14 protein-coding genes are annotated in these 17340 nt (G+C 33.2%); 2 read left to right on the top strand and 12 right to left on the bottom strand.

Going from position 1 to position 17340, the window contains the following annotated elements; all coding sequences use genetic code 11:
* Positions 1 to 40 precede the first annotated feature (40 nt).
* From ACO6OL_RS01995 to gnd, 11 genes are all read right to left on the bottom strand, one after another.
* Complete coding sequence (locus tag ACO6OL_RS01995) at positions 41 to 1144, bottom strand: ABC transporter ATP-binding protein (RefSeq protein WP_485501941.1); 1104 nt, start codon at positions 1142 to 1144, stop codon at positions 41 to 43.
* A 542-nt stretch (positions 1145 to 1686) separates the two neighbouring features.
* Positions 1687 to 3003 carry a phosphopyruvate hydratase gene (gene eno / locus ACO6OL_RS01990; RefSeq protein WP_060913575.1) on the bottom strand — a complete coding sequence of 439 codons (1317 nt, stop codon included), beginning with the start codon at positions 3001 to 3003 and terminating at the stop codon, positions 1687 to 1689.
* Positions 3004 to 3068: 65 nt separating this feature from the next.
* Complete coding sequence (tpiA, locus tag ACO6OL_RS01985; protein WP_060913576.1) at positions 3069 to 3833, bottom strand: triose-phosphate isomerase; 765 nt, start codon at positions 3831 to 3833, stop codon at positions 3069 to 3071.
* A gap of 26 nt (positions 3834 to 3859) precedes the next feature.
* A complete protein-coding gene (locus ACO6OL_RS01980) occupies positions 3860 to 5056 on the bottom strand; it encodes a phosphoglycerate kinase (RefSeq protein WP_485501940.1) in 1197 nt (398 codons plus the stop codon).
* Positions 5057 to 5152: 96 nt separating this feature from the next.
* The gene (gene gap, locus ACO6OL_RS01975; RefSeq protein ID WP_485501939.1) at positions 5153 to 6160 is read right to left on the bottom strand and encodes a type I glyceraldehyde-3-phosphate dehydrogenase; all 1008 of its coding nucleotides are present in this window, start codon (positions 6158 to 6160) and stop codon (positions 5153 to 5155) included.
* Positions 6161 to 6173: 13 nt separating this feature from the next.
* Positions 6174 to 7196 (bottom strand): sugar-binding transcriptional regulator, encoded by a 1023-nt coding sequence (locus tag ACO6OL_RS01970; RefSeq protein WP_314160489.1) that lies wholly within the window; start codon positions 7194 to 7196, stop codon positions 6174 to 6176.
* A 194-nt stretch (positions 7197 to 7390) separates the two neighbouring features.
* Positions 7391 to 8017 carry an exonuclease SbcC gene (locus ACO6OL_RS01965; protein WP_485501938.1) on the bottom strand — a complete coding sequence of 209 codons (627 nt, stop codon included), beginning with the start codon at positions 8015 to 8017 and terminating at the stop codon, positions 7391 to 7393.
* A gap of 98 nt (positions 8018 to 8115) precedes the next feature.
* A complete protein-coding gene (locus tag ACO6OL_RS01960) occupies positions 8116 to 9078 on the bottom strand; it encodes an asparaginase (RefSeq protein ID WP_485501937.1) in 963 nt (320 codons plus the stop codon).
* The gene (locus ACO6OL_RS01955) at positions 9075 to 9668 is read right to left on the bottom strand and encodes a beta-class carbonic anhydrase (RefSeq protein WP_485501936.1); all 594 of its coding nucleotides are present in this window, start codon (positions 9666 to 9668) and stop codon (positions 9075 to 9077) included. The genes ACO6OL_RS01960 and ACO6OL_RS01955 overlap by 4 nt, the downstream gene beginning before the upstream one ends.
* A gap of 155 nt (positions 9669 to 9823) precedes the next feature.
* Complete coding sequence (zwf, locus tag ACO6OL_RS01950) at positions 9824 to 11215, bottom strand: glucose-6-phosphate dehydrogenase (RefSeq protein WP_485501935.1); 1392 nt, start codon at positions 11213 to 11215, stop codon at positions 9824 to 9826.
* Positions 11187 to 12599, bottom strand: coding sequence for a decarboxylating NADP(+)-dependent phosphogluconate dehydrogenase (gene gnd, locus ACO6OL_RS01945; protein ID WP_485501934.1), 1413 nt, complete (start codon positions 12597 to 12599; stop codon positions 11187 to 11189). The genes zwf and gnd overlap by 29 nt, the downstream gene beginning before the upstream one ends.
* A 448-nt stretch (positions 12600 to 13047) precedes the next feature.
* Here gnd and aldA point away from each other — a divergent pair, with 448 nt between their 5' ends.
* Complete coding sequence (gene aldA / locus ACO6OL_RS01940) at positions 13048 to 14499, top strand: aldehyde dehydrogenase (RefSeq protein ID WP_485501933.1); 1452 nt, start codon at positions 13048 to 13050, stop codon at positions 14497 to 14499.
* Between the two features lie 102 nt (positions 14500 to 14601).
* Here the strand turns inward: aldA and ACO6OL_RS01935 are convergent, their stop codons facing one another.
* Positions 14602 to 15312 carry a hypothetical protein gene (locus ACO6OL_RS01935; RefSeq protein ID WP_485501932.1) on the bottom strand — a complete coding sequence of 237 codons (711 nt, stop codon included), beginning with the start codon at positions 15310 to 15312 and terminating at the stop codon, positions 14602 to 14604.
* A 684-nt stretch (positions 15313 to 15996) separates the two neighbouring features.
* On the opposite strand from ACO6OL_RS01935, the gene ACO6OL_RS01930 reads away from it, so the two are divergent.
* The gene (locus ACO6OL_RS01930; RefSeq protein ID WP_485501931.1) at positions 15997 to 17340 is read left to right on the top strand and encodes a sodium-dependent transporter; all 1344 of its coding nucleotides are present in this window, start codon (positions 15997 to 15999) and stop codon (positions 17338 to 17340) included.

Genomic DNA, 17340 nt, shown 5'->3' with positions numbered 1-17340 from the left:
ATTTTGTTATGTTTTTTAAAAATTTGACGTCTTATTTAAATTATTCCAAGATACTAAGTTCTGTATCTACATCGAAGAAATGAGCTCTATTCATATCTAAAGCAAATGTTAACTCATCTCCCATTTTAATATTTTGTCTTGAGTGTACAATAGCTTTGATATTTTCACCGTTTAAATCTGTGTGTACTATATACTCAGAACCTAATAACTCTGCAACAATTACTTTCGAAGTGATTTTAGCATGTGAATATGTCTCTAGTACAAGTGGATCATTAGATATATTCTCCGGTCTAATTCCTAGAACTACTTCTTTACCTTCATATCCTAGTTCTTTCAATTTATCATAGTAACCTACCGGAATTTCTATTTCTCCTCCATCTTTAGTTACAAAATTACCTTCGGCAACTCTACCTCTCATGAAGTTCATTGTAGGCGCTCCGATAAATCCTGCTACGAATAGATTTTCTGGATGATCATAAATCTCTTTAGGACTTCCAACTTGTTGAACAACACCTTTTTTCATTACTACAATTCTATCAGCCATTGTCATTGCCTCAGTTTGGTCATGCGTTACATAAATCGTAGTAGCTCCTAATGTATTATGAATTTTAATAATTTCCGCCCTCATGTTACTTCTTAACTTAGCGTCTAAATTAGATAACGGTTCATCCATAAGGAATACCTTAGGACTCCTTACGATAGCTCTTCCTAGCGCAACCCTCTGACGTTGTCCTCCAGAAAGTGCTTTTGGTTTTCGATCTAAAAGCTCTTCTAATCCAAGAATTTTCGCAGCTTCCTCTACTTTTGCTTTAATCTCTTCTTTAGGAACTTTTCTTAATTTTAGAGCAAATGCCATGTTATCAAAAACTGTCATATGTGGGTATAAAGCATAACTTTGGAATACCATAGCGATATCTCTATCTTTAGGTTCAACATCGTTAACTAATTTATCCCCAATATAAAACTCACCCTCTGTTATATCCTCTAAACCTGCAATCATCCTAAGAGTAGTAGATTTCCCGCATCCAGATGGTCCAACAAACACAACGAATTCCTTGTCGGCTACTTCTAAATTAAAATCTGTTACCGCACAAAAGCCATTATCATATTTTTTATAAATATTTTTTAATGATAAACTTGCCATATTAGCCTCCTATAAACTTAATATTTATCTTTTCATCAAAATAGTATCATATATGAAACCGTTTGTAAAGATATATATTTTATAATTTAATGTTGCAACTGTATCTGAATACCATTATTTTTATATTTAATTTAAACAATAACCAAACGTTTATGTATAATTTTCAGTCTATATATCAACAAAAAAAACATTTTATATATAAAATCGAACATTATTTTCTGTATAAATATATTTTATTTAATCCTTCATTCTCATAATAAATTCAACACATTAACTCTTTTATAATTTTTATTACCTATTTAAAGTATTTACATTTACCTATTTTCATACTAAAATTACCTTTTACTTTAATAATATGTAGTGTAATCGTTTTACATATTTAGAATTGAATATTGATTCTATGTTTAAATAACTCCGGCCCATTAATTCTAATGTTTAAAAACATTAATATTTTAATCAATTTTCTCTAGTATAAGTATAATTTTTCAAGACAAAAAAGAGGCAAGAGCCTTTGACTCTTACCTCTTTTATAAATATTCTAATTAGCGTTTGATGTTGTAGAATGCAAGTTCACCTGGATATACAGCTGTTGCATCTAATTCATCTTCAATACGTAATAATTGGTTGTATTTAGCAATACGGTCTGTACGGCTAAGAGAACCTGTTTTGATTTGTCCAGCGTTAGTAGCAACTGCGATGTCTGAGATTGTTGAATCTTCAGTTTCTCCAGAACGGTGAGAAATAACAGCTGTGTAACGAGCACGTTTAGCCATTTCAATAGCGTTTAGAGTTTCAGTTAAAGTACCGATTTGGTTAACTTTAATTAGGATTGAGTTACCTACACCTTGAGCGATACCTTGTGATAATTTCTTAGTATTTGTTACGAATAAATCGTCCCCTACTAATTGTACACGGTCACCGATACGGTCTGTAAGTAATTTCCATCCTTCCCAGTCGTTTTCATCCATACCATCTTCGATAGTGATGATTGGGTATTTGTTTACTAATTCTTCTAAGTAATCAACTTGTTGTTCTGAAGTACGAACTGCTCCACCTTCACCTTCGAATTTAGCGTAGTTGTACACTCCATTTTCGTAGAATTCAGATGATGCACAGTCGAATCCTAAGAATACATCTTTACCTGGCTCTAATCCAGCAGCTTTGATTGCAGCTAAGATAGTTTCAACTGCATCTTCAGTTCCTTCGAATGTTGGAGCGAATCCACCTTCGTCACCTACTGCAGTAGATAAACCACGGTTGTGTAATAATTTAGCTAAGTTGTGGAATACTTCAGCTCCCCAACGTAAAGCTTCTTTAAATGTAGGTGCTCCTACTGGTAGGATCATGAACTCTTGGAATGCGATTGGAGCATCTGAGTGAGATCCACCGTTTACGATGTTCATCATTGGAGTTGGTAATTCTTTAGAGTTTGTTCCTCCTAAGTATCTGTATAGAGGTACTCCTAAAGAATCAGCTGCAGCATGTGCTACTGCTAAAGATACACCTAAAATAGCGTTAGCTCCTAGACGTCCTTTGTTTTCAGTTCCATCTAATTCAATCATAGCGTAGTCAATTCCAACTTGATCAAATACGTCGAATTTACCTTCTAATAATGGTGCAATTTCTTCATTAACGTTAGTTACAGCTTTAGTTACACCTTTACCTAAGTAACGACCTTTGTCTCCATCACGTAATTCAACTGCTTCATATTGTCCAGTTGATGCTCCTGATGGTACTAGTGCGCGTCCAAACGCTCCTGATTCAGTTGTTACTTCAACTTCTACAGTTGGGTTACCACGTGAATCTAAAACTTCTCTTGCATATACTTCTGCGATAATATCAAATGTTTTTGCTAACATTAATTTTCTCCTTGTTGTTTAATTTATATTTCTATTATACTACAATTTTAAAAAAATTGCTAAATCTAATCTAATTTTCCGCCTTCTAAAAGAGCTAAGAATGATTCTGGTTGTAAAGCAGCTCCACCTACTAATGCTCCATCTACGTCTGGGCATGATAAGTATTCTTTTACGTTTTCAGGTTTAACTGAACCACCGTATTGAATACGAACTTTTTCAGCAACTTCTTTACCATATAGTCCTTCAACTACATCACGAACAGCTTTACACATTTTTTGTGCATCTTCTTTAGTAGCTGATTTCCCTGTTCCGATAGCCCAAATTGGTTCATAAGCGATAACTGATGATGCTACTTGTTCAGCTGTTAAATCAGCTAAAGCTCCTTTCACTTGAGCCCCTACGAACTCAGCAGCTTTTCCTGCTTCGTATGTTTCAAGTGTTTCACCACAGCAGATGATTGGTAATAATCCATTCGCAAAAATAGCTTTTGCTTTTTTGTTAATATCTTCATCTGTTTCGTGGAAATATTCACGGCGCTCTGAGTGACCGATTACTACATAATTAACTCCCATTTCAGCTAATACTTTTGGTGAAGTTTCACCAGTATAAGCTCCTGAATTTTCAAAGTAACAGTTTTGAGCTGCAACTTTTAATCCTGTTCCTTCAGCAGCGCTAAGTAATGCACTTAAGTCCACAGCTGGAGCTGCAATACCTGCTTCAACTTTATCTGCTGATGGTAATTTCCCAGCGATTGCTTCAACGAATGCTTTTGTTTCTTCTGGGTTTTTGTTCATTTTCCAGTTTCCTGCGATAAATGGTAATCTTGACATAATGTTACTCTCCTTGAGTTTTAAAATTATTTATTTGATAATGAATCAATTCCTGGTAATACTTTTCCTTCTAGGTATTCTAGAGAAGCTCCCCCACCTGTAGAGATGTGTGAGAATTTTTCTGCATATCCTAAAGAAATAGCTGCTGTCGCACTATCTCCACCACCGATAATAGTAGTAGCACCTTCTAAGTGAGCGATAGCTTCACATACACCAATTGTACCTTTTGCAAAGTTTGGCATTTCGAACACACCCATTGGCCCGTTCCAAATTACAGTTTTTGCTCCCTCAAGAGTATTTTTGAATAATTCAACAGTTTTAGGACCGATATCTAATCCTTCTTCATCAGGTTGAATATCACCTTCAGCAACACGGCTAGGTGCATCATTTGAGAACTCTTTAGCTACAACTGTATCAATTGGTAATACTAATTTATCACCAGCTTTTGCCATAAGTTCACGAGCGTATTCAACTTTATCATCTTCACAAAGTGAAATTCCGATTTCTTTACCTTGTGCTTTCATGAAAGTATAAGCCATACCTCCACCGATGATTACTTTATCAGCTTTATCTAATAAGTTTTCAATTACTGCAATTTTATCAGAAACTTTTGCTCCACCTAAGATTGCAACAAGTGGTCTTTCTGGGTTATCAACTGCTCCACCAATAAATTTAATTTCTTTATCTACTAGGAATCCAGAAGCAGAGTTTCCTTCACCAATGTTAGATGCAATACCTACGTTTGAAGCATGAGCACGGTGAGCTGTACCGAATGCATCGTTTACATATACATCACCTAAAGAAGCCCAATATTTAGCAAGTTCTGGATCATTTTTAGATTCTTTTTTACCATCTACATCTTCGAAACGAGTGTTTTCGAACATTAAGATTTCACCTTCATTTAATCCTTTAACCGCTGCTTCTAATTCAGCTCCGCGAGTTTCAGCTACGAATTTCACTTCTTTACCTAATAATTCTGATAATCTTTTAGCAACTGGTGCTAAACTTTTTGAAGCTTTATCAGCTTCTTCTTTAACACGTCCTAAGTGAGAGAACGCCACTACTTTAGCTCCTTGATTTAAAGCATACTCAATAGTTGGTAATGCTGCAGTAATACGATTATCGTTTGTAATTACACCATCTTTTAAAGGCACGTTGAAGTCAACACGCATTAAGACAGTTTTTCCTTGTAAGTTACCTAAGTCTTTAATAGATTTCTTCATGGAAAGCTCCTTTTAAATATTTTTGGAATATATGAGACAAGATATAAGTCAAAATCAACTTATATCTTATCTACTCTTATTTATTACCTAATTAGATTATTTGATTAATCCTGCAAAGTATTTTAATGTTCTTACTAATTGAGCAGTGTAAGACATTTCGTTGTCGTACCAAGATACAACTTTAACTAATTGTTTGTCACCAACTGTGATAACTTTTGTTTGAGTTGCATCGAATAATGATCCGTAAGAAATTCCTACGATATCAGAAGATACGATTGGGTCTACGTTGTAACCGAATGATTCGTTAGCAGCAGCTTCCATAGCAGCGTTAACTTCTTCAGCTGTAACAGTTTTTTCTACAACTGCTACTAATTCAGTTAATGATCCTGTTGGTACAGGTACACGTTGAGCAGCTCCATCTAATTTACCGCTTAATTCTGGAATTACTAATCCGATTGCTTTAGCAGCACCAGTTGTGTTAGGTACGATATTAGCAGCTGCAGCACGAGCACGACGTAAGTCTCCTTTAGGGTGTGGAGCGTCTAGTGTATTTTGGTCCCCAGTGTATCCGTGGATAGTTGTCATTAATCCTTCTACAACTGTGAATTTGTCGTTTAACACTTTAGCCATTGGAGCTAAACAGTTAGTAGTACATGAAGCACCAGAGATAACTGTTTCAGATCCATCTAAGATTTCGTGGTTTACGTTGTAAACTACAGTTTTAACGTCGTTTCCACCTGGAGCAGAAATTACAACTTTTTTAGCTCCTGCTTTAACGTGAGCTTCTGCTTTTTCTTTAGAAGTGAAGAAACCAGTACATTCTAATACTACATCTACTCCTAATTCTCCCCATGGTAATTCAGCTGGATTTGGATTAGCGAAAGCTTTGATTTCTTTACCGTTTACTACGATGCTTCCTTCTGCTGCTGATACTTCTCCGTCAAAACGACCTTGAGTTGTATCATATTTTAATAAGTGAACTAGTTGAGCAACTGGTGTTAAATCGTTAATTGCTACTACTTCAATCCCTTCTACGCTTTGGATTTTTCTTAATGCAAGACGTCCAATACGTCCAAATCCGTTAATTGCTACTTTTACTGTCATTTTTTAGTTCCTCCTAAAAATTTTTATTAACTTTTTTTATAATTTTTTTGCAAATAGCCTCGTCAATAATTAGTGTGGCATTAGCAGGTCTAGTATTTAAATAACTAAATACCGCATCAGCTTTTGCAGCACCACCAACTATCGTAAAGACATTATCAATGCCATTAACATCTTTAAAACTCATACCTATAGTAGAGGTTTTAAATATCTCGCTGCCGTTCTCATCAAAATAACTTCCGAATGATTCACTCACAGCATTCTTTTCTTCTAGTACTTCTAAAACTTCTTTAGACGATTTTCGTCTTTCTGCCATTTCAAAAGCATTTCCTATACTATGGATAATTATGGATGTTTTTTCTATAATATCAAGCGCATTTTTTACAACAGGCTCTTTCACAAGCTCTTCTAATGCCTTTTCCCCTATGTTATCCGGTGCATGTAACAATTGATATGCATGTCCTGAATTTTTAGCCATTTTAGAAGCTATATCATTCGCTTGATACTCCGTATCCACCACAGATAGACCACCTCTTATCGGTGTTATAGTAACATTTTTCCCATAACCAAATGTTGCATTAGCTTTGCCGGCTATGTAGTACATTGTACTTCCACCACTGACTCCAATTACGCAATCTTTAGTTATTTTAGCATTAACTTTATCCAAAAGTAGGCTTGTCATTTCTTCTCTAGTTGCTTCATTATTAATAAAGTCACCTGCCACTATATGAACTTGCTTTATAGAAAAATGATTCTTTATAAAACTTCTCTCTTTAGCAAAGACATCGTTTATAACCGCTTCTTTTATTTCTAAAAGAAGTATTTCTCCTTTTTCAGTAACGCTCATCCCTGTAGCATTTTTAGTAATCAATCCTAACTTGGATAAAACTTCACATTCCGTACGTAATTGCCTTTCTGTCATATTAATAAAATTCAACAATGTTTTTCGACCAACAGGTTGATTAACCTTTATTGTAACCAACAGTTCGTATCTATTGTTAAATTTCATAAACATTTCTGGAACGAGTCTACTTTGCATATGTAACAAATGTAAAATATCCATTTTAAGTTTCCTCTATAATATTGAAAATTTATTTATGGACATCTTTTGTCCGGTTAGGTCATTTACCGACCAACGTATTTTAAAAAAATAAACTTTCTGATTAAAATTATAGCAAAGACTTAACAAAAAATCAAGTCCTTTCAGAAAGATTTTAATCAAAAAATTCATTTTTATTTTAAAATTGTCAATAATTCTATTTGTATTATGAAATAGAACACAAAAATCATTTCATATTCTTTATAATCAATTGGTAGTTCAGAGATGTATTGACTAGGATAATTTACTTCAATATCTTTTTTAAACTCAGCAACATTAATATTATCAAAATTATATCTAGAAAGTAAATTCTCTAATTCACTATCGCTATAATAGAAGATTTTCTTAACCTTCGAAGAAAATAGACTGTCTGCAAATGTAATATTTTCTATTACAGATAAAACTGATTGTAAATCAAGTGCAGCTCTTTCCGAATTCTCCAAAATAATACTGTATAATTTTTTCAAAAGAAGTCTTGGAATTTTATATTTCAGTTCTAAAACCTCAAAATCTATATCCTCTATTTTTTTCTTACTATTTTTCTTTTTCTCTGTTTTTTCCTTTATAGGTTGTTCAGCATCTTTTTCGACAAAAATTACTAAATTATCCTCGATGTCTAAGATTTCATTTTTATCAAACTCAGTTTCTTCACCTAAATTTTTTAACGTTTTCTCTTGATCTAGTTTTTGATAAGGTCGTTTAAATTTATTTTCATCTAATAGATAAAAACCTCGGTACGACTTGTGATATTTAAATTTCAATTTTGCACCTCTATCCTAATTTTAATCTTTTAATATACTACCATAATTACAAAAAATATTCAACCTTCTTTGCACATTGATAACATTTCAAATAATTATTAAAACAATTCTCGTAACCTTTCAAATGGAATACCCGCCTCTAATAAAATCATTAATTTAATTCTAGCTTTTTGACCACTTAATCCTGTTGTAAAGATAACCCCATCTTGTTGAAATCTTTTCCCTCCACCTTCATAGTCATAAACATCCTGGGTAACTCCATTAAATGCACGTGAAACAAAGACTACAGGTATATTTTTTTCAATACAACTTTTAACAGCAGGCACAGTTTTTGGAGGTAAGTTACCTGCTCCTAATGCTTCTATAACTAATCCATCTGCTCCTAGTTCAACTACAGCATCAATCAACTTCCCATCCATACCAGCATAGGCTTTTAATAGATACACTCTCTTATCAGTAGTAGCCACATTATAATGTTCTTCTTTTATCAACTTTTGGAAATATATAACCTTATTTTTTGATACTAGCCCTATAGGTCCGAAGGTTGGTGTTTGAAATGTAGCTACATTAGTTGTGTGCGTTTTTGTAACATACGTTGCAGTATGGACTTCATCATTCATTACTACTAAAACACCTTTATCACTACTTTCATCATCAGTAGCAACTACTAACGAACTTCTTAGATTAGCTAATCCATCTGCACCTATTTCATTACTTGAACGCATAGCTCCAGTTACAACAACTGGAATATTTACATCTAAAGTTAACTCTAAATAATACGCCGTTTCTTCAAGAGTATCTGTCCCGTGAGTTACTACTACACCTTCATAACCTTCTTGAATAGCCTTTTCTATTCTATTTTTAATACCTAGCATTTCATTTTGCGTTATTTGGGGTGAGGCTAGATGATATAAGTCTTCAACATGTAAATCTCCAATATAAGAGAATATATTACCTCCGACACCTATAGGATTACTATCAGTAGGAGCAACTTTACCCGTTTTTTGATCTTCACTCATAGAAATAGTGCCACCTGTATTTAATATTAGTATTTTTTTCAACTTAGGCACCCCTTCCTATTCCTTAAATTATTATAGCCATTAACTACTAATTCTACTTTCCCATTTTCGGGATTAATAACTAACCCGTGAACAGGTACATCTTTTGGAATCAATGGATGTTTCGTTATCATATTTACGTCATGAGCTACACTTTCATTAACATCATCAAAACCATGTAACCACGAACTCAAATCAAGTCCTGAATACTGCAAAATATCTAAAGTTTCCTTACCTACACCCCTACTCTGCATTTTTTCCATAATTAAATTAGTATCAATATTTTGCATACCACAATCATGATGTCCCATGACGATAATCTCATCTGCTTTAAGCATATAAACAGCTATTATCAAACTTCTCATTATAGAACCAAATGGATGAGTTAAGATTGCTCCAGCATTTTTTACTACTTTCACATCTCCAGAAGACAAGTTTAGTGATTTTGTCGCTAATTCCACTAATCTTGTATCCATACACGTAAACATCACTACTCTCTTTGCAGGATATTTATCTTCGGTTTTATATTTTTGATATTCCTCAAACCTCACGAAATACTCATTATACTCTAACATTGAATCTAAAAGTCTCATTTCATTGCTCCTTTTCAAACTCTCTATTTTTATTCACCTTTTAATTATACTACACTTATCTTTTATCGTAAACTTTACAATTCTGACGCCCAAACTTTCAAATTATAAAAATTAAATGTATTGCATGATTTTACTCACACAATACATTTAATTATCTATTTAACCCAATTAACAAGTTCATCAGCTTCTTTAGGACCTTTTGAGCCTTGTTCATAAGTATATAATGGAGAACCTTGTTCTTCATACTTAGCTATTAATTCATTAACAAATGTCCATGAAGCTACAATTTGATTCCATTGCGAGAATAATGCTCTATCTTCTCTGAAACAAGCATCTAATAGTCTTTCATAAGCCTCCGGAGTATTTATTATATTTTCTAAAATACAACTTTGACAGAAGTCTAAAGAGATAGGTTGCAATTCTTGTTCAGTTCCTGGTTTTTTAGCATTAAATTGGAAATACACACCTTCTTCAGGTTGAATTTTTATTATTAATACATTACCTGGAGAAGATCCAACAGCTTTAAATTGAACTACTACTTGAGTTTCTCTTTTTTCTAGTTTTTTACCTGTTCTTATAAAGAATGGTACACCTTCCCAACGCTCATTATCTACAAATAATTTTAGTGCTGCATAAGTCTCTGTCTTAGAATCTGCTGGAATATTCTCCTCTTGAAGATACCCTTCATATTGTCCCATTACTAAACTTTCGTGAACATCCTCAATCGGTTTAAGTGAAGCAAGAAGGTTATATTGACTTTCATGAATACCACGGCTTCCTGGTTCTTTAGGTTCTTCCATCGCTACTAGCGACAACACTTGTAATAAATGGTTTTGAACCATATCTTTTAAAGCACCACTTTTATCGTAGTAACTAGCTCTTGTTCCAACACCAACTGTTTCTGCAGCTGTTATTTGAACATTTTCGATAAAATCTTTATTCCAAATACCTTTGAAGATTATATTTTCAAAACGTAAAGAAAGAATATTTTGAATCATCTCTTTACCTAAATAATGGTCGATATGATAAATTTCATTTTCATCGAAGAATTTTGCTAGCTCATCATTTAATAATCCAGCTTTTTCTAAATCTTCTCCGAATGGTTTCTCAATAATAACCTTCGCATTATTTTGAGAGCAATGTTTTTGAAGTCCATTTGTAATAGTTATGAAGAACGAAGGTGCTACTGCAAAGTAGTATACATGATTTTGAATATCTTGTTCAGCATAGAACTTTTGTAACATTTCATAATCATCTTCATTTGTCATATCCATTTTGAAATAAATAATTCTTTTAGCATATGCATCAAATTGCTCATCATCAAATTTTGTACGAGCATATTCTTTAACCCACGTACGAGCGATATCGATATAATCTGATTGCGTATATGCCCTACGCCCTATCACGACAACCTTAAAATCATCGGCTAATTTCCCTAATGAATTTAAATTATATAATGCAGGTAACAGTTTTCTATAAGTAAGATCCCCTGTCCCTCCAAATAAAGTTATTGCTGTTTTATTTTCCATTATTTCCAACCCAGTCATAGTGATAACTTCCTTCTTTATCAGTTCTCTCAAAAGTATGTGCTCCAAAATAGTCACGTTGTGCTTGAATTAAGTTAGCTCCACTATTAGCTGTAGTGTAGATATCTAAGTATGAAATTGCAGATGTCATAGCACTTAGTGGTAATCTGTTAGCAATTGCTAATGCAGCAACTTCACGTAAACTATCTTGTCTTGTTTCGATTACTTCTTTGAAGAATGGATCAAAAATTAAGTTTTCTAATTTTGGATTATTTTGATATGCTTCGATAATGTTTTGTAAAATTTTCGCTTGAATAATACATCCCCCACGGAAAATTTTAGCAATTTGTGAATAATCAAATGTCCACTCATATTCTTTTTCAGCAGCTTGTAGTAATTTAAATCCTTGTGCATAAGATACAATTTTCGAAATAAATAATGCATCTTTCACAATATTTTTTAATCTTTCTTTATCTTCTACAACCGCATAAGGTTTACGAGTGAATTCTTGTTCAGCACGAACACGTTCTTCTTTAAGATTAGACATATATCTTCCATTTAAGGCAGCTGTAATAACTGACACATCAATTCCTAAATCAATAGCTTGTTCGTTAGTCCATTTACCTGTACCTTTTTGTTGAGATTTATCTAAGATTTTATCCACTAAGTAACTTCCATCTTCTTCTTTAACTTTGAAGATATTTGCAGTAATTTCAATTAGATAAGATTCTAATTCACCTTTATTCCACTCTTCAAAAGTTTCTTGTAATTCTTCATTAGTAAATCCACCTAAGTGTTTAAGAACTTTGTAAGCTTCAGAAATTAATTGCATATCTCCATACTCAATACCATTGTGGACCATTTTCACATAGTGACCTGCTCCACCAGTTGAAGTGTAGCTACAGCAAGGAACATCGTTCACTTTAGCAGCAATAGCTTCTAAAATCGGACGAATTTCTTCATATGCTTTTTCATCTCCACCAGGCATTAAAGCAGGACCAAATCTTGCGCCTTCTTCTCCTCCTGATACACCAACACCGAAGTAGTTGATTCCTTTTTCTAATAATAAGTCGTATCTTCTTTGAGTATCTTTGAAGAATGAGTTTCCTCCATCGATAATAATATCACCTTTTTCTAGTAGAGGTGTTAATTGTTCTATTAAACTGTCAACAGCAAACCCAGCTTTAACCATTAAAACTACTTTTCTAGGTTTTTCTAGACCGTCAATTAGCTCTTGTAGAGAGTATCTTCCTACTACATTTTTGTGTGGGTGCTCCTCTAGCATTTTGTCAACAACTGTTGTTGTTCTATTAAATACCGCAACTTTAAATCCATTGTCCGCGATATTTAAAGCTAAGTTGCTTCCCATTACTGATAAACCAATAACTCCTATGTTCTGTTTCATTAATGAACCTCCTAATTATTTCTTATGCTAAGATTATACCACTAAACATGTTGAATATGGAAATAATTTTGCTCGGAAAAATTTTTTACTATTATTTACTTTAATTACTTAATGCATTAAATATACTATTTAATGCTAATCTGTAATAAATATAAAAACTTTTTCTACTGAGTTAATCATCAATAATCTTTAATGTATGCGTTTTATTTGCTATATTACAGAAACTTATAATTTCTTTATTTTTAAAAAGTTATCACAATTGTTACTTTATATTGAAATTATATATACATAACTTTTTTTACAAAACTAGATAATGTGATATTTAAATATACAAATATATATCAAAAACATAAACAAACTACTTGATTTACTTTTATTAATAATATATAATGATAAAAAAGTAATGATAGCGTTTACTTTAGAAAAACAGAAAAAGGAGTTTTACACTATGAGTGAAGTTAAAGTATTAAAAAATTTTATCAATGGAGAATTTGAAAATATTTCGAATTATGATTATCTTGACGTGCTAAATCCTTCAACAGAAGAGGTTCTTGCAAAAGTTCCTTCTTCAACTAGAGAAGATGTAGACCGTGCAATTGATATTGCAGAAGTAGCACAACGTGACTGGGAAAAATTACCAGCAGTTGAAAGAGGCGCATACCTAAGAAAAATTGCAGAACGCATTCGTGAACGTGAACCAGAAATTACACAAACAATCGTTAATGAAGGTGGTAAAACTTTCGATTTAGCAAAAGTTGAAGTATTATTCACAGCTGACTACTTAGATTATATGGCTGAATGGGCTAGAAGATACGAAGGAGAAATTATTCAAAGTGATAGAAAAGATGAACACATCTTCCTATTCAAACGCCCTCACGGAGTAACTACTGGTATCCTACCTTGGAACTTCCCATTCTTCTTAATCGCTAGAAAAGCTGCACCAGCTTTATTAACAGGTAATACAATCGTTATTAAACCTAGCCAATTAACACCAATTAACGCAGATATTTTCGCTGAAATTTGTGTAGAAGTAGGACTTCCTAAAGGCGTTCTTCACATTGTTCACGGTCGTGGATCTGTAGTTGGAAATAGATTAGCTTCTAACCCTAAAGTTGGATTAGTAAGCTTAACAGGTAGCTTAACAGCTGGACAAGAAGTTATGAAAGCTGCCGCTGAAAACATTACTAATGTTTCTCTAGAACTTGGAGGAAAAGCACCAGCTATCGTCTTCAAAGATGCAGACCTAAATCTTGCTGCTAAAGCAATCGTAGCTTCACGTGTAATTAACTCAGGGCAAGTATGTAACTGTGCAGAAAGAGTATATGTACACGAAGATGTTAAAGTTGAATTCGAAAAATTATTATTCGCTGAACTTGATAAAGTTAAATTCGGTGACCCTAATAAAGAAGGTGGCGTAGATTACGGACCACTTATCGAAAAACGCGCTGTAGACGCTGTTGCTGAAAAAGTTGCTTATGCAGTAAAACAAGGTGCAACTCTATCTTATGGTGGAACTCGCGATGAAAACCAAGTTGGATATTTCTATGGACCAACTGTATTAACTGACGTAACTAACGAAATGAACATCATGAAAGAAGAAACATTCGGACCTGTAATCCCAATCGCTACATTCAAAACTTTAGAAGAAGTATTAGAATACGCTAACGATTCAGAATATGGATTAACTTCATCAGTTTACACTACTAACCTAAACACTGCATTCAAAGCGGTTAATGGTCTAAAATTTGGTGAAACATACATCAACCGTGAAAACTTCGAAGCAATGCAAGGATTCCACGCTGGACGTCGTAAATCTGGTATCGGTGGAGCAGACGGTAAACATGGTTTAGAAGAATACTTAACAACTCAAGTTGTTTACATGCAATTAGATAACGAATAAAAAGAAAACCCAGATTCTAGAAATTCTAGAGTCTGGGTTTATACTTTTTATATTGAAAGAAAGATTCTAAATAATTAGAATCTTTCACATCTTATATATTAATTAAGATAATTCTGGAAAAAATCCTGGGGGTGGTGTAACTGGATCCGTATCACCACTTAGTTTACCATCACTTTTATTCCCAGATTTCCCTGGTGCTGGTTGTGGTGCTGGCGTTGGTTTCGGAGTTAAGTCTCCTGGTTTATCACTTGGAGCTGGTGTTGTATTTCCTGGTTCAGTTGGTTTATCAGCTGGTGTTCCTGGAGCTGGAGCCGGAGTTGGTTTCGGTTCTGGCGTTGGTTGTGGTGCTGGTGTTGCATTTCCTGGTTTTCCTGGTTCAGTTGGTTTACCATCTTCGTATTTGTAAGAAACTGTTGCTCTTACTAAGTGAGCGTTGATAGTTTTTGAGATTGTTACGTGCTCAGTTACTGCAGCAGTTTTTGGTAATGCTTTTGGAGCAAATCCATTTCCTACTTTAGCATCTACGTTGAAAGGTACTAATTTAGTTTCACCTTTTTTAAGATCTCCAACGTTTACTGTGTATTGACCTTTTCCATCAACAGAGATTGTAACTTTTGCAGCTTGTACATCTTGAGTTGCAGTAACTTGTACGAAGTTACCTTTCTCATTTTGTACGAATTTAGCTGAAACGTGTTTTGATTGAGCTTGCTCAGCAGCTTGTGCTACTGGTGCAGTTGTTTGAGCTGCTACTGGTGCTACTGCTAATCCAGCAACTACTGTAGCTGCTACTACTTTTTTAATATTTTTGTTCATTATTAAACTTCCTCCTATTTATTATATAAATACATTAATTTATGCATTAAATTCATATAGTTACAATACTAACATATATTAAAATTCAATGCAACACTTTACGTGAATTTTTAAAGATTTTATAGGATTTTTTTTAAAACTGTTTATAGCAGAAAATCAAATAACCGTCCCTTTCCCATTTATATTAGCCCTTCTGTAACTTTTTTAAACAAAATAATTAATCATATTAATTATTTAACTTATCCCCTATTCGATATTTTTTATCAATTAAAACAATTTTCATAAATTAGCATTAACTCAAACGCAGACTTTTTTTATTAAAATCGAAAATTTAATGTCTTTTCTATTTTTTCATAAAGATTACAAAAAAACAATTGACAAATTTTCAGATAAATGTTAAGATTTTAACAACAATTATAAAAAGGAGCTACTCAATAATGAAAAACACTATTTTAACTAGTAAAAGAGAATACTTTTTTGTGCCATTTTAGCAGCACTTATATCTCATAGCATTGTAGATATAAGTGCAACGATGTCTACAATGGCTAGTTAAGTTTGTTTTTCGGCCATTGGTAAAATACTAAATGGTCTTTGAGTATAATAATATATATTTCTAAAAAGCTATTTAGTATTTTCTAAATAGCTTTTACTTATTTTTAAAATCAAATTTAGGAGGAAAATTTTATGTCAGATAATTCAAAATGGAGTTCTAAAATAGGATTCATACTTGCTTCTGCTGGTTCTGCAATAGGACTAGGTGCAGTATGGAAGTTCCCGTATATGACTGCAGCTAATGGTGGAGGTGGATTCTTACTTGTTTTCCTTATATTCACATTATTAATTGGTTTACCACTTCTTCTAGCTGAATTTGTACTAGGTCGTGGCGCTGGTGTTTCAGCGATTAGAACTTTCGGTAAATTAGGAAAAAATAAAAAATACAATGTTATTGGTTATATCGGTGGATTCGCCCTATTCATCTTACTATCATTCTACAGTGTTATCGGCGGATGGATTTTAGTATATCTTGGTATTTCAATTGCAGATGCTATTGGAGTACACTCTACTACTGATCATGCGGCACTTTTCGTTAGTATTATTTCTAACACTTGGATCGCATTAGGAGCACAAGCATTATTCATCTTATTGAATATTTATATTGTATCTCGTGGTGTACAAAAAGGTATTGAAAAAGCATCAAAAATCATGATGCCTCTATTATTCATTATCTTCCTAGTAATTATCGCAAGATCACTAACATTACCTAACGCGATGAGCGGTGTTACTTATTTCTTAAAACCAGATTTCACTAAAATCACTAGTTCTGGAATTTTATTCGCACTAGGACAATCATTCTTCGCACTATCAATCGGGGTTACAGCTATGCTTACATATGCTTCTTACCTTGATAGAAGAACTAATCTTGTTCAATCTGGTATTTCAGTTGTGTTAATGAACATTGCAGTTTCTGTAATGGCTGGATTAGCAATCTTCCCTGCGATGAGTTCATTCGGTATGGAGTCTGAAGGTGGACCAAGTCTATTATTCATAGTATTACCACAGCTATTCAACAATATGGCATTCGGTAAAATTTTCTACATCTTATTCTTAATATTATTCTTATTCGCTACTATTACCTCATCAGTAGTTATGTTAGAAATTAATGTAGGAAACATTACTAATCAAAGAAACACTAACCGTACTAAATTTAGTGTAATTATCGGAATCTTAACTTTCATAGTTGGAATTCCTTCTGCCTTATCTTACGGATCGCTGTCTAATACATTAATATTTGGAAAAACAGTATTCGATTTAATGGATTTCTTAGTATCTAATATTCTAATGCCACTTGGTTGTCTTGCTTTATCAATATTCACAGGATATGTACTTGATAAAAAAGTAGCTCTAGAACAATTACACATAGATGAAAATAAAAAATCTAGCCTAGTATTATTTAAAGTATGGTTATTCTTACTAAGATATGTACTTCCAGTTATTATCCTTATCGTTTGTTTAGCACAATTCTTATAA

Source organism: Gemella sp. (assembly GCF_057272915.1).
This window is presented reverse-complemented; position numbering and strand designations above follow the sequence as displayed.